The sequence below is a fragment of the Micromonospora sp. NPDC047527 genome, from assembly GCF_040643015.1.
Classification (GTDB): Bacteria; Actinomycetota; Actinomycetes; order Mycobacteriales; family Micromonosporaceae; genus Micromonospora.
In genome coordinates this window covers 748,159-766,023 of the sequence record NZ_JBEYTK010000003.1, presented here as the reverse complement: position 1 = coordinate 766,023, position 17,865 = coordinate 748,159, and the positions used below count along the sequence as shown (strand labels likewise).

The 17,865-nt window shown below is 72.9% G+C and carries 17 protein-coding genes and 1 riboswitch; of the genes, 2 read left to right on the top strand and 15 right to left on the bottom strand.

Annotated features, from left to right (window positions below):
* From ribD to rpe, 3 genes are all read right to left on the bottom strand, one after another.
* On the bottom strand, nt 1-1,062 hold the full coding sequence (gene ribD, locus ABZ808_RS16480; RefSeq protein WP_357006621.1) for a bifunctional diaminohydroxyphosphoribosylaminopyrimidine deaminase/5-amino-6-(5-phosphoribosylamino)uracil reductase RibD: 1,062 nt from the start codon (nt 1,060-1,062) through the stop codon (nt 1-3).
* A 161-nt stretch (nt 1,063-1,223) separates the two neighbouring features.
* Nucleotides 1,224-1,394, bottom strand: a riboswitch (FMN riboswitch).
* Between the two features lie 78 nt (nt 1,395-1,472).
* Nucleotides 1,473-2,429 carry a response regulator gene (locus tag ABZ808_RS16475; RefSeq protein ID WP_357006616.1) on the bottom strand — a complete coding sequence of 319 codons (957 nt, stop codon included), beginning with the start codon at nt 2,427-2,429 and terminating at the stop codon, nt 1,473-1,475.
* Between the two features lies 1 nt (nt 2,430).
* A complete protein-coding gene (rpe, locus tag ABZ808_RS16470; protein ID WP_357006613.1) occupies nt 2,431-3,111 on the bottom strand; it encodes a ribulose-phosphate 3-epimerase in 681 nt (226 codons plus the stop codon).
* Between the two features lie 253 nt (nt 3,112-3,364).
* On the opposite strand from rpe, the gene ABZ808_RS16465 reads away from it, so the two are divergent.
* Together ABZ808_RS16465 and ABZ808_RS16460 are read left to right on the top strand one after the other, a co-directional pair.
* Nucleotides 3,365-4,255: a septum formation family protein gene (locus ABZ808_RS16465; protein ID WP_357006610.1), complete on the top strand. Its 891-nt coding sequence runs from the start codon at nt 3,365-3,367 to the stop codon at nt 4,253-4,255.
* An 83-nt stretch (nt 4,256-4,338) separates the two neighbouring features.
* Complete coding sequence (locus ABZ808_RS16460) at nt 4,339-5,229, top strand: septum formation family protein (RefSeq protein ID WP_357006836.1); 891 nt, start codon at nt 4,339-4,341, stop codon at nt 5,227-5,229.
* Between the two features lie 66 nt (nt 5,230-5,295).
* Here ABZ808_RS16460 and ABZ808_RS16455 read toward each other — a convergent pair whose 3' ends face one another.
* From ABZ808_RS16455 to ABZ808_RS16400, 12 genes are all read right to left on the bottom strand, one after another.
* Entirely contained in the window at nt 5,296-6,774 is a 1,479-nt protein-coding gene (locus tag ABZ808_RS16455) for a transcription antitermination factor NusB (protein WP_357006833.1), read from the bottom strand.
* Complete coding sequence (fmt, locus tag ABZ808_RS16450; RefSeq protein WP_357006606.1) at nt 6,729-7,655, bottom strand: methionyl-tRNA formyltransferase; 927 nt, start codon at nt 7,653-7,655, stop codon at nt 6,729-6,731. The genes ABZ808_RS16455 and fmt overlap by 46 nt, the downstream gene beginning before the upstream one ends.
* Nucleotides 7,656-7,660: 5 nt before the next feature.
* Nucleotides 7,661-8,218: a peptide deformylase gene (gene def / locus ABZ808_RS16445; protein WP_053655520.1), complete on the bottom strand. Its 558-nt coding sequence runs from the start codon at nt 8,216-8,218 to the stop codon at nt 7,661-7,663.
* A 129-nt stretch (nt 8,219-8,347) separates the two neighbouring features.
* Complete coding sequence (locus ABZ808_RS16440; protein WP_357006603.1) at nt 8,348-9,331, bottom strand: AAA family ATPase; 984 nt, start codon at nt 9,329-9,331, stop codon at nt 8,348-8,350.
* A 242-nt stretch (nt 9,332-9,573) separates the two neighbouring features.
* Complete coding sequence (locus ABZ808_RS16435) at nt 9,574-11,616, bottom strand: primosomal protein N' (protein ID WP_357006599.1); 2,043 nt, start codon at nt 11,614-11,616, stop codon at nt 9,574-9,576.
* A gap of 59 nt (nt 11,617-11,675) precedes the next feature.
* A complete protein-coding gene (gene metK, locus ABZ808_RS16430) occupies nt 11,676-12,869 on the bottom strand; it encodes a methionine adenosyltransferase (RefSeq protein WP_357006596.1) in 1,194 nt (397 codons plus the stop codon).
* Nucleotides 12,870-12,956: 87 nt separating this feature from the next.
* Nucleotides 12,957-14,165: a bifunctional phosphopantothenoylcysteine decarboxylase/phosphopantothenate--cysteine ligase CoaBC gene (gene coaBC / locus ABZ808_RS16425; RefSeq protein ID WP_357006593.1), complete on the bottom strand. Its 1,209-nt coding sequence runs from the start codon at nt 14,163-14,165 to the stop codon at nt 12,957-12,959.
* 14 nt (nt 14,166-14,179) lie between these two features.
* On the bottom strand, nt 14,180-14,443 hold the full coding sequence (gene rpoZ, locus ABZ808_RS16420; protein WP_030335666.1) for a DNA-directed RNA polymerase subunit omega: 264 nt from the start codon (nt 14,441-14,443) through the stop codon (nt 14,180-14,182).
* Nucleotides 14,444-14,506: 63 nt separating this feature from the next.
* Nucleotides 14,507-15,040, bottom strand: coding sequence for a guanylate kinase (locus ABZ808_RS16415; protein ID WP_357006590.1), 534 nt, complete (start codon nt 15,038-15,040; stop codon nt 14,507-14,509).
* A 25-nt stretch (nt 15,041-15,065) separates the two neighbouring features.
* Nucleotides 15,066-15,383: an integration host factor, actinobacterial type gene (gene mihF, locus ABZ808_RS16410; protein WP_053655462.1), complete on the bottom strand. Its 318-nt coding sequence runs from the start codon at nt 15,381-15,383 to the stop codon at nt 15,066-15,068.
* 178 nt (nt 15,384-15,561) lie between these two features.
* Nucleotides 15,562-16,398, bottom strand: coding sequence for an orotidine-5'-phosphate decarboxylase (gene pyrF / locus ABZ808_RS16405; protein ID WP_357006587.1), 837 nt, complete (start codon nt 16,396-16,398; stop codon nt 15,562-15,564).
* A gap of 73 nt (nt 16,399-16,471) precedes the next feature.
* Nucleotides 16,472-17,746: an adenosylmethionine--8-amino-7-oxononanoate transaminase gene (locus tag ABZ808_RS16400; RefSeq protein WP_357006584.1), complete on the bottom strand. Its 1,275-nt coding sequence runs from the start codon at nt 17,744-17,746 to the stop codon at nt 16,472-16,474.
* Nucleotides 17,747-17,865 lie beyond the last annotated feature (119 nt).

The window sequence follows — 17,865 nt, the reverse complement described above, 5'->3', positions numbered from 1 at the left end:
TCAGCCCTCCCTTTTGCGGGGCAATGCGGTGATCCGGAGATCCGGACCGATCTGCGTAACGTCGACGAACTCCAGATCGATGGCCTCAGCGATGGTGGTCACTCCCGCGTCGACCAGGGCGGTCGGGCCGGCGCCGAGCAGCCGGGGCGCGACGTACCCGACGATCTTGTCGACCAGGCCGGCTCGCAGGAACGCGCCGGCCAGCCGGGGGCCACCCTCCAGCAGGACCGCGCGGACGCCACGCTGGTGCAGCGCCGCGAGCAGCGCCGGCAGGTCGACCCGGCCGTCCGGGTCGGCGCCCACCTCGGCGGCGGTCGCGATCCACGTCCGCGCGGCGCCGTCGCGGACCCGGGCGTCGACGGGTGTACGCCCCGAGCTGTCCACCACCACCCGCAGCGGCTGCCGGATGGCCAGGCTGCCGTCGCGCAGGTTGCGGGCGGTCAGCCGGGGATCGTCGGCGAGCACGGTGCCGACCCCGGCGACGACCGCGTCGACCGTGCCGCGCAGCGCGTGCACGTCGATCCGGGCCGCCTCCGAGGTGATCCACATGCTGGTGCCGTCCGCCGCCGCGGACCGGCCGTCCACCGTCGCGGCGTACTTCCAGATGACGTACGGCCAGCCCCGGCGCATCGAGGTCAGCCACGCGACGTTGCCGGCCTGGGCCTCGTCGCCGCGTACCCCCAGATCCACCCGGACCCCGGCGGAGCGCAACGTGGCGGCGCCGCCGGACGCCACCGGGTTCGGATCGGGTACGGCGATCACCACCCGGGCCACGCCGGCCTGGACGAGCGCGCTGCTACAGGGGCCCGTGCGGCCGGTGTGGTCGCAGGGTTCCAGAGTGACGACGGCGGTGCCGCCCTCGGCCCGTGGGCCGGCCTGGGCCAGCGCGACGATCTCGGCGTGCGGCCCGCCGGCGTAGGCGTGGAAGCCCTCCCCGACGACCTCGCCGTCCGCGTCGAGCAGCACACAGCCGACCACCGGGTTGGGGCTGGTGGTGCCCAGCCCGCGCGCCGCCAGCTCGATCGCACGCCGCATCGCCTCATCGACGGAGACGCTGGCCATCGCCCTGCCCCTGCCCTCTCACTCGCCGGTCCGCGCGCGGGCGGTCAGGGAGGCGGCATGGGGCCGCGGGCAGGCGGCGGCGGAGTCCGGGTACGGCACAGCCGCCCCGGGGGGTCGACCGGCACGCTGAAGCCAGCGGCCGGCTCGGACCCGTCCGTCCCGCGCGCTGTCTCCCATCCGGACTGTCTGGGAGCAGACGAGCCGCTCCCAACCGTCGGCCCCGGATTTACACCAGGTCCACCGGGCGGCAGAGCCGTCCGGGTCGCGGGCTGACCACGGTTGGACCGTGGATCACCGCCGGTTCGGAATTTCACCGAGTCCCGCCAGCGCGTGGTGGGTACCCCGAAGTCTTACACGCCGACGGGGATACGTCGCCACTCCAGGCGAGCTACTTCACAGCGGCGTCACGCTCACGGGACGCCGCGGCGGCGGTCCACCGCGACATACGACCCAGGTTGGCTCTTGGCCACCGTCTTCATCTCCGAGGCCACCGCGATGGCCTCAAGGGGGTCGGTGAATCGCTTGCCGGCGTCGGAGAGGGAGACGCCGATGGAGAGGGTGACCAGGGCAGCCCTGCGGATGGTGCCCCGGCGGTCCTTCAGCTCGACGAAACCGCGCTCGCGGTCGGTCGGGTCGTAGAGCATGTCGGCGGAGTTCTCGAAGTCGACCACCGCCCGGGAGGTCAGCGGGCGCACCTGGCCCGGGGTGCAGACGATGACGAAGTCGTCGCCGCCGACGTGGCCGAGGAAGGCCGGCGGCAACCCGACCGCCACCACCGCCCGGTGCAGGCTGCGAGCCAGCGTGGAGATGAAGTCGTCGCCGCGGACGAAGCCGTACCGGTCGTTGACGCTCTTGAACCGGTCGATGTCGACGTAGCCGACCGCGTAGTCCACCCCCTGCCGGACCCGGTCGCTGATCTCCCGACGGATCCGGCTGTTGCCGGGCAGCCCGGTCAGCGGGGAGACCTCCCGGAACTCCTTGTTGCGGCGCAGCGTCGAGGAGACCCGGGCCACCAGCTCCGCGGTGTCGAAGGGCTTGACGAGATAGTCGTCGGCGCCGGCGCTGAGCCCGTGGACCTTGTCCACGGTCATCCCCTTCGCCGTCAGCATGATCACCGGCAGGGCGGAGGTCATCGGGTCGGCGCGCAGCCGACGGGTCAGCTCCAGGCCGTCGATCCGGGGCATCATCAGGTCGACCACGGCCAGGTCCGGCCGCTCCCGCTCGATCATGTCGAGCGCCTCCTGGCCGTCGCTGGCGTGGATCACCTCGAAGCCGTGCAGGCGCAGGTTGAACTCGACGAACCGAGCGATGTCCTCGTCGTCGTCGACGACGAGAATGACGTCCTTGCGGTCGCCGTCGGGTTCCACCTCAGGCGCCGGAAGCGGCGCGTTCCGCCAGCGCCCGCAGGTGCCGGATCGCCTCCGCCGGGTCGGCGGCGCCGTAGACGGCGGTGCCGGCCACGAACGCGTCGGCCCCGGCGGCGGCCGCCTGCTCGATGGTGTCGGCGGCGATCCCGCCGTCCACCTCGATGCGCAGCTCCAGGTGCCCGGCGTCGACGTGCCGGCGGACGGCGCGGACCTTGTCCAGCATCTGCGGGATGAACCGCTGCCCACCGAAGCCGGCCTTGATCGTCATGATCAGCAGGGTGTCGAAGCTGGGCAGCAGGTCCAGGTACGGCTCGATCGGCGTGTCCCGGTCGATGGCCAGCCCGGCCTTGGCGCCGGCCGCGCGCAGGTCCTTCGCCAGCGCCACCGGGTCGTCGGCCGCCTCCGCGTGGAAGGTGACGTTGTACGCCCCGGCGTCGGCGTAGCCGGGAGCCCACCGACGCGGGTCCTCGATCATCAGGTGGACGTCGAACGGCATCGTGGTGGCGGCCCGCAGGCTCTGCACCACGGGCAGCCCGATGGTCAGGTTCGGCACGAAATGGTTGTCCATCACGTCCACGTGCAACCAGTCCGCGGCGTCCTCGACGGCACGGACCTCTTCGGCGAGGCGGGCGAAATCGGCGGCCAGGATGCTCGGCGCGACGATCGGCGGCGGTACGGTCACGGGGCCAGTGTACGAACGCGGCCATCCGCTGCCCGCATCGCGGCACCATGTGGAACGCGATGTGATGCGACAGTGACCCGTCGTGCAGAATTGGCCGATCCGGATCGGCAAATCCGGACGAACAGACATCAGCGGCTAGCCGATCGACGGAAACGCGACAACACTCCAACGGGGACGGTGCCGTAGGCTGCACGCCCGCCGGAGTCTTGCCGCGGGGCGCGGTGACCGGCCGCCAGCTCCGGAAGGGCGGACGATGCGACGGTGGCTTCCAGCGCTGGCGCTGGCCGGCGTCACGGCGATGCTGCTGACAGGCTGTGGGCACGCGCGAGGCCCGGACGGCGACCTCACCGACGACTGGCCGGCGCTGCGGGCTCCGACTCCGTTCACCCCCGCCACCGACACCTGCCTGCCCCGGATCACCTCGATCGTGCAGGCCAGCACGTACGAGACGGTGGACTGTGCCCGCAGCCACCTCTCCGAGGCGATCCACGTCGGCACCTTCACCGGCCCCGCCGCCCTGGCTGGCACCCGTCCGGGGCCCGGCTCGACGACACTGCGCGCGGCCCGCGCCGAGTGCGACCAGCGGGCCCGGGAGATGCTCGGCGGCGACTGGCACACGGCGCGGCTCACCCTGTCGGTCTCGCTGCCCTCCGCGCCGGCCTGGTCCGGCGGGGCTCGCTGGTTCCGCTGCGAGCTCAGCGAGACCGACAGCATCGACAACACCCGGCCGGTCAACCGCGTCGGCAGCCTGCGCGGCGCGTTGATCGGCGACGCCCCGCTGTTCCACCGCTGCTTCGATCCCAAGCTGATCGGTGACAACCTCAACTACATGGCGCCGGTGCTCTGCGCCGAGCCGCACCGCGCGGAGTTCGTCGGCGTCTACGAGGAACAGGACATGACCTGGGCGGAGTTCACCCGCTCCGGCGACCAGGCGCACCGGCGCTGCATGGCGCTGATCGCCGCGTACGCCGCCGTGCCGAACAACAGCGACCTGCCGTACCGGGCCGGGTCCATCTACTACCCACCGTCGCAGCGGGAGTGGGAGGAGGGTGACCGTGGGGTGCGCTGTTTCCTGTGGAGCGACGACCGCAAACTCACCCGTTCGATGCGCGGCGCCGGCCCCGAGGGACTACCCGCAATCTGACCTACGGTGCCGTATGCTCCTGCGCCGTGGCGCTACCGACTGGCTGGGGTCAGCCGGACGCCACCGGCGGCGGGAGGTCGGAGATGCGACGGTGGTTGACGGCGGTGGTCGGGGGCGCGGCGGTGGCCATGGTGCTCGCCGGTTGTGGCGCACCCGCCGGAGTCGACCGTGACCTCACCGACGACTGGCCGTCACCCGTCGCCGCGCAGCAGTTCGTGCCCACCGCCGGTGTCTGCCACCACTCCTCGCAGCAGGTGGGCTTCCTGAGCGGTTACAACCCGATGGACTGCGGCGAGTCGCACCGGGTGGAGACCATGCACGTCGGCACGCTCACCGGTCCGGGCGCCGACCGCGCCACGCCCCCGCTGCCCGGCTCGGTGGGCATGCGGGCCGCGCAGGACGCCTGCGAGACCGAGGTCAGCAAGGCGGTCGGCGCCGACCGGCGCACCGGGCGACTCACCCTGACCGTCGTGCTGCCGTCCGCACCCGCCTGGGCCGGTGGCGCCCGCTGGTACCGCTGCGACGTCGCGGAGATCGCCAGCATCGACGACACCGCCGTCGACCTGCGCACCGGCAGCCTCCGGGGGGCGCTCACCGGTGCGGCGCCACTGGCGTACCGCTGCTTCAACCCGAAGCTGGTCAAGGACGAGGTCGAGGAGATGGTGCCGGTCTCCTGCACCGCCAAGCACCACGCCGAGTTCGTCGGGATCTGGCAGGCCCCGGACATCAGCTACACGGAGTTCAACCGCGCCACCAAGCGGACCCACCGGGCCTGCCAGTCGTTGACCGCCAAGTACGCCAAGGTGCCGGACAACTCCCAACTCGACTTCCGCGTCGGATCGATCTACTACCAGCCGTACGAGGAGGAGTGGAAGAACGGCAACCGGGGCGTGCAGTGCTTCCTCTGGATCAGCGACCGGGACCTGACCCGCTCGATGAAGAACGCCGGCACCAAGGGCCTCCCGGTCACCTGACCGGCCCGGCTCGACGAAGGGGGCCTCTGTCGTCGACAGGGGCCCCCTTCGTCGGCGCGGTGCGACTCAGCCTCGGCGCAGGACGGCCATGAACATCGCGTCGGTGCCATGCCGGTGCGGCCACAGCTGCACGGTGGGGCCGTCACCCAGGCCGGGCATGCCCGCCGGCAGCAACGGCCGGGCGTCGACGAAGTCCACCGACACCCCGCTGCGACGCGCCGCCTCGGTCACCGTCACGTGCGTCTCCACCGTGTGTGGCGAGCAGGTGACGTAGGCGACGAGGCCACCCGGACGCACCGCCCGCAACGCCGCACCCAGCAACTCCCGCTGCAGCCGGGTCAGCTGCGGCAGATCGGACGGCTGGCGGCGCCAACGCGACTCCGGCCTGCGGCGCAGAGACCCCAGCCCGGTGCACGGAGCGTCCACCAGCACCCGGTCGAAGTGCCCCTCCGGCAACTTCGGGTCCGCGCCGACCTCGCGGCCGTCCATGGTCAGCACGGTCACCGGCAGACCTCGGGTCGCCTGGGACACCAACCGCGCGCGGTGCTCGGCCACCTCCACAGCGGTCAGGCGGGCGCCGCGCTGCGCGGCCAGCGCGCCGAGCAGGCCAGCCTTGCCGCCCGGACCGGCGCACAGGTCCAGCCAGCGCCCGTCCGGGCCGTCCAACGGCGCGTCGGCGAGCGCCGCGGCCACGAGCTGCGAGCCCTCGTCCTGGACGTGGGCGCGGCCGTCGACCACCGCCGGAACGTCGCCCGGCGCGCCACCGGGCAGATAGACGGCGTACGGCGAGAAGGCGCCTGGCGCACCGCCGACCTGATCGGCCAGCTCGACCGGGTCGATCAGGCCGGGACGGGCGCACAGGTGCACCGGAGGCCGCTCATTGTCCTCGATCAGGAGCCGGGCCGTCTCACCCAGGTCACCGCCGAGCGCCTCGGAGAAGGCCCGCACGATCCACTGTGGATGGCTGTACGCCAGCGCCAGGTGCCCGACCGGGTCGGTCTCCATCGGTGGGGCCAGCTTCGCCACCCAGCCGTCGGAGTCGAGGGTGGACACCTCGCGCAGCACCGCGTTGGCGAACCCGGTGGCGCCCGGCGCGACCGAGCGGACCAGATCGACGGTCGACGAGACCGCCGCGTGCGGGGGTACCCGGGTGTGCAGCAGCTGGTACGCCCCGATCCGCAGCGCGTCGCGGACCGGCGGGTCGATCCGGGCCACGTCCCGGCCGGCCGCGTCGCTGAGGATCGCGTCCAGCGTGCCCACGTGGCGCAGGGTGCCGTAGGTCAGCTCGGTGGCGAAGGCCGCGTCCCGACCGAACAACCCCTCGTCGCGCAGGATGATGGGCAGCACCAGGTTGGCGAACGCGTCGTCGCGGTGCACGGCGGCCACCGCCTCGTACGCCGCGCGTCGCGGCCGGTCCAGCGGAGGCCGAACGGGCCGGCGGTCCGCACCGCGTTCGGCCGACGGGCCACCACGGCTCGGGCGGGTCCCCTCCGGGGCCGTCACGCGAACGCCTCGCCGGTGCCGACCCGGACGCCGCGCGCCCAGTCGGTCGCCGACATGGCCCGCTTGCCCGCGGCTCGAACCTCGCCGAGGCGTACCGGCACGGTGGCCGTACCGGCCAGCACCCGGGACTTCTCCACCAACAGCTCCCCTGGTTTCAGGTCCGGGCCGTCGGCCACCGGCGTGACCGGGCCGAGTTTCACCCGCTCGTCCCGGAAGGTCGTCCACGGGCCCGGGGCCGGAGTGCAGGCGCGGATCCGCCGGTCCACGGCGAAGGCCGGGTCAGCCCAGCGCACCCGGGCGTCCTCCACGGTCAGCTTCGGCGCCAGCGACACGCCGTCGGCGGGCTGCGGCTCGGCCCGGGCGGTGCCGTCGGCGATCGCGTCGAGCACCGCCACCAGCAGCCCGGCGCCGGAGTCGGCGAGCCGCTCCAGCAGGTCGCCGGAGGTGTCGGCGGGACGGATCTCGTCGGTCAGGGTGCCGTAGACCGGGCCTGTGTCCAGACCCTGCTCCAGTTGGAAGACGCTGGCACCGGTCAGCTCGTCGCCGTGCAGCACCGCGTGCTGCACGGGCGCGGCGCCGCGCCAGGCGGGCAGCAGGGAGAAGTGCAGGTTGATCCAGCCGTACCGGGGGATCTCCAGGGCCGCTGGCGGCACCAGCGCGCCGTAGGCGACCACCGGCACGCAGTCCGGTGCCAGCTCGCGCAGCCGGTCGAGGAACTCCGGGTCGCGGGGGCGGGCCGGGGTGAGCACCTCGACGCCGTGCTCGTCGGCCCACGCGCCGACCGGGGAGCGGGACAGGCCGCGCCCCCGCCCGGCGGGCGCGTCGGGCCGGGTGACCACGGCCACCAGCTCGTGCGGGGAGGCCGCGACGGCGGCCAGCGCGGGAACGGCCACGGCCGGCGTACCGGCGAAGATCACACGCATCCGGGTCACCGACCCAGACCGAAGGGGTCGCTGAGGTGCGGGCTCAACTTGACCGTCGGCGGGGCTGCCGCGTCGTACCACTCGGCCTGACGGATCGCCTTCATGGCTTCCTTACGCCCCTCCGGATCAAGCCGGTCGAGGAAGAGCACCCCGTCGAGGTGGTCGGTCTCGTGCTGCACACAGCGGGCCATCAGGCCGGTACCGACGATCTGCATCGGGTCGCCGAACGAACTGAAGCCCTTGGCGATGACGTTCTGCCGACGCTTGGTGTCGAAGTAGAGCCCGGGGATCGACAGGCAGCCCTCCGGGCCGTCCTGCTCCTCCTCGTCGGGAAACTCCAGCACCGGGTTGATCAGGTGCCCGAGCACGTCGTCGACGTCGAAGGTGAAGACACGCAGGCTCACACCGAGCTGCGGCGCGGCCAGGCCGGCGCCGCCCTGCTCACGCATCGTGTCGGTCAGGTCGGCCACAAGCCGACGCAGCTCGGCGTCGAAGTCGACCACCGGATCGGCCGGCGTGCGCAGCACCGGATCCCCAAACAGACGGATGGGCTGGACGGTCACGCGGGACGGCTCCTTCATGGGTGGGACGTGCGGTGCCGTACCAGTCTACGGAGTGCGCGGTCGGGCACCGGCCGGCGTACCTCGATCGACCACCGCCGGTGTGCCAAGCGTCACGGGCTCAGCCCTGCTTCAGGCGCTGACGCCCGTGTCGCCCGCGAGGACCGCGTCGCCGCCGAGCAGCGCGGGCTCCGGCAGCGGCAGCTGGATCTTGTGGGCGGACTCCCAGTCGTAGACCAGGCCGGGGCGCACCTGCGCGGCGAAGTAGTCGATGGCGCTCATGCCGCCCACCACCGGCTCGTCGACCTCGGCGACCAGTTGGGCGGGCACCAGGGAGAAGCTGTTCTGCAGAGCGGCGCTGAGCCGGCGGTGACCGTCGACGACGAAGAAGTACTCGCCGGTGAAGCCGATCTTCAGCGGCTCCAGCGACTCGTCACCGGCCTCGGCCACATCGCCGACGAACTCGGTGTCCCACAGACCGCGCAGGGTCGCGATGTCCTCGGTCGGGTAGACCCGGGCCGGGTCCAGCAGCAGCAGCGGCGGACCCTCCCGCAGCACGTCGGCGCCGAGCGTGCCCTCGTACGCGGCGATGATGTGCTCGACCACCTCGGCGGCGGACGCCCGGGTCGTGTCGCAGATCAGGTCATAGTTACGCAGGCGGGCCTTGTCCACCCCGTAGCGAACGATGAACCGGCTGCGCTCACTCTCGCTGCGCTCGCGGAGCTTGGCCTTGGCCTCCTCCAGCGAGGCGTAGCTCTCCGCCGGCCCGGACGGGCGGGCCAGCACCCGCCGGGCCGCCTCCCCCGGCTCGGTGATCATGTGCACCTTGAGCGCGTCCGTGAAGAAGTGCCACGCCAGGCGGGAGTCCATGACGAGGTGCTCGCCGGAGGCGGCGATGTCCCGCTGGAGCTGGTCGACGTAGCCGTCGACGGCTTGGTCGAGCTCGGCGTGCAGGTTGAGCTGCAGGGCGGTCATCTGCCGCTGCTGCGCCATCTCCCGGTAGAGGTCACCCACGCTGACCCGGCGCATCCCGAGCCGTTTGGCGATCTCCACCGAAACCGTGCTCTTGCCGCTGCCGAGGTCGCCGTTGAAGACGATCGATTGTCGAACGGTCACGACTGGTCCACCCCTGATCACCGGCTCATTGACATCATCGACATCGCGCCCGACCGACGCGTTCCCGCCATCCTGCGAGGACCCAGCTCGGCGCGTCTGACGCCCCGTCGCGACCTGGAGCCGTCGTACGCCATGGCATGACGGGCGATGCTACCACTTGGGCGCCACCGCTTTGCCGGACGCGGTGTGCGAGCGCCACCGTCCCGGACCAGGCCGGGAGCCGTCGGTGCGGACCGGAACGGTCAGAAGAGGCTCAACGGATCGACCTGGAGACGGACCGGGTCGGCGGCCTTGCGGGCGGCCCGCACGCCGGCGGCCGAGTGCAGCGCCTCGGCGAGCGCTGCGGCCCGGGCGCGGGGCACCCGGACCAGCATCCGCTCCCGGCCCTCGTCGGCCGGCACCGGGCCGAGCACCTCGGCGTCGCCGGGCAGCCGGGCCGCGGCGAGCAGGTCGGCCACCGCCTCGGCCGGGCCTGTGACGCTTGCCATCCGTACCGCCGGCGGGAAACCCAACTCCCGGCGCTCGGCCAACTCCCGGCCGGCGAACCAGGCGGCGTCCCACCGCAGCAGAGCCTGCACCGGGGCGAGCGCGCCGTCGGCGACCACCACCACCCGGCCGGCCGGGGCTGGCCGGGCCAGGGCCGCGGCGGCCATCCAGCGACGCAGCGCCTCCTCACCGGCGCGCAGGTCGGCCCGGGTCAGCAGGGCCCACGAGTCAAGCAGCAGCACCGCGCCGTAGCCGCCCTCGGCGACCGGCTCGGCACCGGGCGTGGCCACCACCAGGGCCGCGCCGCCCGGCACGTCGGTCAGCACCTCCTCCCGGCCCGAGGTCCGCACCGGCACGCCGGGAAAAGCCCGGCCCAACTCCTCGGCGGTACGTCGGGCACCGGTCACCGCCGCCCGCAGGCGCCGCCCACCGCACTCCGGGCAGGCGTACGCGGCGGCCACCCGGGCGCACCAGCGGCAGGCCGGGGTGCCACCGGCCGACGGCAACGCGAGCGGGCCGGCGCAGTGCGCGCAGCGGGCCGGGGTCCGGCAGTCGGCGCAGGAGATCGAGGGCAGATAGCCGCGGCGGGGCACCTGCACCAGCACCGGCAGGTCCGCCCGGACGGCGTCCCGGGCGGCCGTCCAGGCCAGGCTGGGCAGCCGCGCGGTGGCCGCCCCCGGGTCACGGGCCAACTGCGGGTCGTCACCGGTCGGCGCGATGGCCGGGATCCGGGCCCGCACCGTCGCCCGATCGGCGACCACCTCCCGGGCCCACCCGGTCTCCAGCAGCAGTTGCGCCTCGGCCGTGCGGGAGTACCCGCCGACCAGCGCGCCGGCCTCGGCGAGTTGGGCGCGGGTGAGCAGCACGTCGCGGGCGTGCGGATAGGGCGCCCGGGGTTCGGAGTGCAGGTCGTCGCCGTCGTCCCAGACCGCGACCAGGCCGAGGCGGTCCACCGGGGCGAACATGGCCGCGCGGGTACCGATCACCACCGGCACCTCCCCGCGCCGGGCGGCGAGGAACGCCCGGTAGCGCCGGGCCGGCCCGAGCGCGGCGGAGAGACTGACGTGCCGTCCCGACCCGAGCACGCTGGTCAGCGCAGCGTCGAGCCGATCGAGGTCACGGGCGTCGGCCACCACGACCACCGCGCCGCGCCCTCCGGCGACGGTGGCAGCCACCGCGTCGGCGTAGCGGGCCGCCCAGTCCTCGCCGGGCAGCGCCGACCAGACCGCGCGGGGCGCCCGGCCGTCGGTGAGCGCCGTCAGGAGGGCCGGCCCGGTCGGGTAGTCGCGCCACCCGCGCGGATCCACCGGCGCGGATCCAGCCGCCGGGTCGGCGTCGACACCGGCCGTGGACGCCTGCGGGTCGGCGACCGCACCCCGTCCGGCCGCCTCGGTCGCGTCGACGGTGTGATCGCCGCCCTCGTCGACAGGGCGAGCGGCGGCCTCGGTGGGGGCGTCAGGGGCGGGTTGGTCGGCGCGGGCTTCCTTCTCCACGCGGGCGTGCCGGGGCGGCACGGCGAGCCGGAGCACGTCGGCGAGGTTGCCCGCGTACCGGTCGGCGACCGCTCGGGCCAGCCGGGCCACCTCGGGCGACAGCACCGGCTCCGGCGAGACCACCTTCTCCAGGTAGGCGAGCCGGCCGGTGTGCCCGGAGTCGTCAGCGCGGGCCAGCAGCCAGCCGTCGACGAGCTGCCCCGCGAAGCGCACCTTCACCCGGGTGCCGGGCACGGCCACGTCGTCCAGGTCGGCCGGCACCAGGTAGTCGAACGGCCGGTCCAGGTGCGCCAACGGGACATCCACGCAGACGCGCGCGACCGGCGACCCCGCTGCGGGTCGCCGGTCGCTACGCCTGGTGGCGGTCAGGCTCCCGCGGCCGACTTGAGGTCGGCGGCCCGGTCGGTACTCTCCCACGTCAGGTCCGGCAGCTCCCGGCCGAAGTGGCCGTACGCGGCGGTCTGCTGGTAGATCGGGCGGAGCAGGTTGAGGTCCCGGATGATCGCGGCCGGGCGCAGGTCGAACACCTCGGTCACGGCCTTCTCGATCGAGGAGACCGGCACCGTCTCGGTGCCGAACGTCTCGATGAACAGGCTCACCGGGTGCGCCTTGCCGATGGCGTAGGCGACCTGCGCCTCGCACCGCTCGGCCAGGCCGGCGGCGACCACGTTCTTGGCCACCCAACGCATCGCGTACGCCGCCGAGCGGTCCACCTTGGACGGATCCTTGCCGGAGAACGCGCCGCCGCCGTGCCGGGCGTACCCGCCGTAGGTGTCGACGATGATCTTGCGGCCGGTCAGGCCGGCGTCACCCATCGGGCCGCCGATCTCGAACCGGCCGGTCGGGTTGACCAGCAGGCGGTAGCCGTCCGTGTCCAGACCGAGGCTCTCCAGCTCCGGGGCGATGACGTGGTCGCGGACGTCCGGGGTGAGCAGCGACTCCAGCGAGATGTCCGCGGCGTGCTGACTGGACACGACCACGGTGTTCAACCGGACCGGGCGCAGCCCCTCGTACTCGATGGTGACCTGGGTCTTGCCGTCCGGGCGCAGGTACGGGATGACCCCGTCCTTGCGCACTGCGGCGAGGCGGCGGGCCAGCCGGTGGGCGAGGGCGATCGGCAGCGGCATCAGCTCCGGTGTCTCCGAGCAGGCGAAGCCGAACATCATGCCCTGGTCGCCGGCGCCCTGCGCGTCAAGCGCGCTCTCCGACGCGCCGGTGCGCAACTCGAAGGCGTTGTCCACGCCCTGCGCGATGTCCTCGGACTGCGCGCCGATGGAGACACTGACGCCGCAGGACGCGCCGTCGAAGCCCTTCTTCGACGAGTCGTAGCCGATGTCGAGGATCGTCCGACGCACGATCGTCGGGATGTCGGCGTACGCCTTGGTGGTGACCTCACCGGCGATGTGCACCTGGCCGGTGGTGATCATGGTCTCCACCGCAACCCGGCTGTGTGGATCCTCGGTGAGCAGCGCGTCGAGAATACCGTCGCTGATCTGGTCGGCGATCTTGTCCGGGTGGCCTTCCGTGACCGATTCGGACGTGAAGAGGCGGCGTGTCACGGCACTCCTAAGCGTGTGAAGTCGTTCCGCGGCAGTCTAGTCACCACTGCGGCCGGTGTCGGGATCGGTCGCTTCCTGTTCCACCCGTCAGGAGCGGTCGGCCAGCCGCGCCACGACGAGATCCCACACGGTGTCGGCCACGGCCTCCTTGGCCTGCTCCGGCAGCCGGCTCACCGAGCCGTCCGCTCCGATGACCGTCACGGTGTTGGTGTCGGCGCCGAAGACCTTGTCGGGCCCGACCTCGTTGACCACGATCAGGTCGGCCCGCTTGCGGGCGAGTTTCGCCCGACCGTTGGCCTCCGCGTCGCCGGTCTCGGCGGCGAACACCACCAGCACCTGCTCCGGCCGCTTGCGCTGGCCGAGCTCCGCCGCGATGTCCGGGTTCGTGACGAGCTCGATGGTCGGCGCGACACCGTCGTCCGACTTCTTGATTTTGCCAGCCGCGTACGTCGCCGGCCGGAAATCGGCCGGAGCCGCCGCCATCACGACCGCGTCGGCCTCGACGGCGGCCTTCAGCGTGGCCTCTCGCAGCTCGGCGGTGGAGCCCACCCGGACCAGGTCGACCCCCGCGGGGTCGGCGAGGGAGACGTTCGCGGCGATAAGCGTGACCCGGGCGCCCCGGGCGACGGCCGCGCGGGCGAACGCGTAGCCCTGCTTGCCCGACGAACGGTTGCCGAGGAAGCGGACCGGGTCCAGGGGTTCGCGGGTGCCGCCCGCGGTGACCACCAGCCGGCGACCGGTCAGGTCGGCCGGCGCCGGCCCGCCGCGGGCCAGGATCTGACGGGCGACCGCGAAGATCTCCGACGGATCGGGCAGCCGACCCTTGCCGGTGTCGGCGCCGGTGAGTCGACCGACGGCCGGCTCGATGACCCGCACACCTCGGGCGCGCAGTGTGGCGACGTTGGCGACGGTGGCCGGGTGCTCCCACATCTCGGTGTGCATGGCCGGGGCCAGCACCACCGGGCAGCGCGCGGTCAGCAGCGTGTTGGTCAGCAGGTCGTCGGCGAGCCCGTGCGCGGCCTTGGCGAGCAGGTCCGCGGTGGTCGGCGCGACAACCACAAGGTCGGCCTGCTTACCGAGCCGGACGTGCGGCACCTCGTGCACGTCGGACCAGACGTCGTCGGCGATCGGCTGGCCGGAGAGCGCCGCCCAGGTCGGCGCCCCGACGAACCGGAGCGCCGACGCGGTCGGCACGACACGGACCTGATGACCTGACTCGGTGAAGAGCCGCAGGAGCTCACATGCCTTGTAGGCGGCGATGCCGCCACCGACCCCGAGGACGATCCGAGCGGACATCGGCGTGCCGACGCTTATGGCTGGTCGGTCGGCTCGGCGGTGAGCAGGCCCGAGTTGATCTCGCGCATGGCGATGGAGAGGGGCTTCTCCTGCGGGGTGGTCTCGACGAGCGGGCCGACGTACTCCAGGAGGCCCTCACCGAGCTGGCTGTAGTAGGCGTTGACCTGGCGCGCACGCTTGGCGGCGAAGATGACCAGCGCGTACTTCGACGTCGTCTTCTCGAGGAGCTCGTCGATCGGCGGGTTGGTGATGCCTTCGGGGTTGGCGATGGATCCCACGAATTAACCTCTGCGTCTTTCGAGCCGCGCGGACGCGGTGCTGAGTCTCAACGGCGGCCGGCGTCAGCCACGCACGCGCGACCAGGCCGGATCCGGATAAGAAGAACCGAGTAAGCCTACCAGCTCGGTAGCCACCCGATCGGTGAGGTCGTGGGTCAGCGCGTACGCGAAGGCCGCCACCACAGCGGCGTCGGGCCGGTGCCCGGGTGGGCTCAGCAGCACCAGCCGGGCGTCGGGCAGTCGCGCCCGGACCAGCTGGGCGCCGGCCAGGTCGAGCGGGAGCAGGACCGGCTGCCCGGCGTCGAGCCGGGCGCGCAGCGGGGGGTACGGGGTGCCCCGGCGGTACGGGCCGATCCGGGACCACTCGAGCAGGTCACCGGCGGCCACCCGGCGCTCGAACTCCGCGGCGGCGAGGAAGACACGGTCCTCCCCGTCCACCTCCGGCTCCCGGCGCGGCCTGGTAGTTGCCGGCACCGGGATCCACACGGACGGAGAACGCGCCCGGACAAGCTCGACGACACTCTCCCTGCCGGAACCCGAAGGTCCAGCCAGGACAGTGAGCCGAGCCGCCGGGCGCGCCTCGTCATCCGTGCTCACCGCTTGTTTCTACACGCTGCCAGGTTCAGTTGGCGGCGAACTCTCCAAGCAGTGCCTTGCGCTGCTGCTCGCCGAGGCCGCGCAGGCGACGGCTGTCGGCGATCTTGAGCTTCTCCATGATCTGGGTAGCCCGGATCTTGCCAATGCCCGGCATCGCCTGCAGGACGGCCGAAACCTTGAGCTTGCCGACGACATCGTCGCCCTCGGCCCGCTCAAGGACGGCACCGAGGGTGGTCTTGCCCTGCTTGAGCTGCTCCTTCAGCTCGGCGCGGGCCTTGCGGATCTCCGCGGCCTTCTCGAGCGCGGCAGCGCGCTGTTCGGGGGTCAGTGACGGGAGCGGCACCAGTTCTCCTCAGGTCCCTATCGCGGCGGGCGGGGCGCACCGCCGCATCTGTGAAACGTGGTGTCGCTGTGAACCAAGGGGTCCGTGGTTCCCAGCGCGGGGAAAACTAGCGGTCAGCGGAGCTTTCGGCAACGTGGGCGCGCGATGATCATCGCAGAGTGACCGAGCCGTCAGTCAGTCACCGGGCAGCCAGAACGGCCCTGCACTCGGCCAGCACCCGGTCGGCGGCGGCCCGCAGGGCGGTGCCATCCGGGCCGGCCGAGAGCACCTCGCGGGAGTACGACGGGAGCACCGAGGTGAGGCTCGAACCGAACACGGTCCGCAGATCGGCAGCGCCGGCACCCTGCGCTCCGAGCCCCGGCGCGAGCAGCGGACCCCCCACCCCGGATAGGTCGTGACCGGTGTCCCCAATGGTCGCGCCGACCACCAGACCGAAGCTTCCGAGCGGGGTCGCACCCCTGTTGAGCTGGGAAATCTCGTCAATCACGGTCTGCGCGACGGTGCGCCCGTCGGCGGTGCGAGCCCGCTGGACGGCGGCTCCCTCGGGGTTCGAGGTGAGGGCCAGCACAAAGACACCGCCGCCGTGCTCGGCGGCCAACTCGAACATCGGGGCCAGCGAACCTACTCCCAGGTAGGGGCTCGCTGTGACGGCGTCGACATACAAGGGGCTGGATGGATCAAGGTAGGCCGAGGCGTACGCGCTGACCGTTGAGCCGATGTCGCCACGCTTGACGTCCAACAAAACGAGCGAACCGGCTTCCCGTAACTGTCGGATAGTTGACTCAAGGATCGCCACACCGCGGGACCCGAAACGCTCGAAAAAGGCCGACTGAGGCTTGACCACCGCAACCCGGTCACCGAGGGCGTCCACGACGGTCCGGGTGAACCGGTCAAGACCGTCGACGTCGTCGGCGAGACCCCAACGGGCCAGCAGACCGGGATGCGGATCAATGCCCACACAGAGCGGCCCTCGCTCGCCGACGGCGCGGTGCAGTCGGGCGCCGAAACTCTCCATCCGGTACTTCCCCTCTCCTCGTCCGGGCGGCGACCCGCCCGGAGTACCCCGTCGACCCGACAGCCGGGCCGCCTCAGCCGGCCGCCACCGCCGCCGCCACCCCGGCCGCGATCCGGGTCAGGTCGGCGTCGTCGGTGACGTACGGCGGCATCGTGTAGATCAGGTCGCGGAACGGCCGCAGCCACACCCCCTGCTCGGCCGCCGCCGTGGTGGCGGCGCCGAGGTCGACCTCGTGGTCGAGCTGGACCACCCCGATCGCGCCGAGCACCCGCACGTCGGCCACGCCGGGCGTGCCGCGCAGGGGCTCCAGGCCGATGCGCAGCCCCTCGCCGACCCTGGCGACCTGCCCCGCCCAGTCCCCCGCCCGCAGCAGCCCGATGGATGCGTTGGCCACCGCACAGGCCAGGGGGTTGCCCATGAAGGTGGGCCCGTGGGCCAGGACGCCCGCGGCGGAGATGCCCCGGGCGATCTCCGGGGTGCACAGGGTCGCGGCCAGGGTCAGGTAGCCGCCGGTGAGCGCCTTGCCCACGCACATCACGTCCGGGGCCACCCCGGCGTGCTCGGCGGCGAACATGGTGCCGGTACGGCCGAACCCGGTGGCGATCTCGTCGAAGATCAGCAACACCCCGTGCGCACGGGTCACCTCGCGCAGCACCCGGAGGTACCCGGGATGGTGAAAGCGCATCCCGCCCGCGCCCTGCACCACCGGCTCCACGATCACGGCGGCCAGTTCGTCGGCGTGCCGCTCGATCGTGTCCGCCAACGCCGCCACGTACGCGTCGTCGGGCGGATCGGTGAAGCCACCCGGCGGGACCGGGGCGAAGACCTGCCGGGGCAGCACGTCGCCCCAGAGGTGGTGCATCCCGCCCTCCGGGTCGCAGACGCTCATCGGGTGGAACGTGTCGCCGTGGTAGCCGCCCCGCCAGGTCGCCAGCCGGCGCCGCTGCGGCCGGCCGACCGCCCGCTGGTACTGCAGGCACATCTTCACCGCCACCTCGACGCTGACCGAGCCGGAGTCGGCCAGGAACACGTGCTCCAGACCCTCCGGGGCCAGCTCGACCAGGGTCCGGGCGAGCCGCACCGCCGGTTCGTGGGTGAGGCCGCCGAACATCACGTGGCTCATCCGGCCGAGCTGGTCGGTCACGGCCGCGTCCAGCACCGGGTGCCGGTAGCCGTGGATCGCCGCCCACCAGGACGACATCCCGTCCACCAGTTCCCGGCCGTCGGCCAGCCGCAGCCGCACCCCCTCGGCGCTGTGCACCACGTACGGCGGGTTCGCCGGCGGCAGCGCGGTGTAGGGATGCCAGACGTGCGCCCGGTCGGCAGCCAGGATCTCCTCGGGTGTCACGTGCGCTCCTTCCAGGCGTGGACGGGCCGGTCGCCCCCAATGGCCCCGACAGCCGGAATGGCCCGGACAGTCAGCACGGCCCGAACAGTCGGCACGGCCCGGACGCCGGGCGTGGCGCG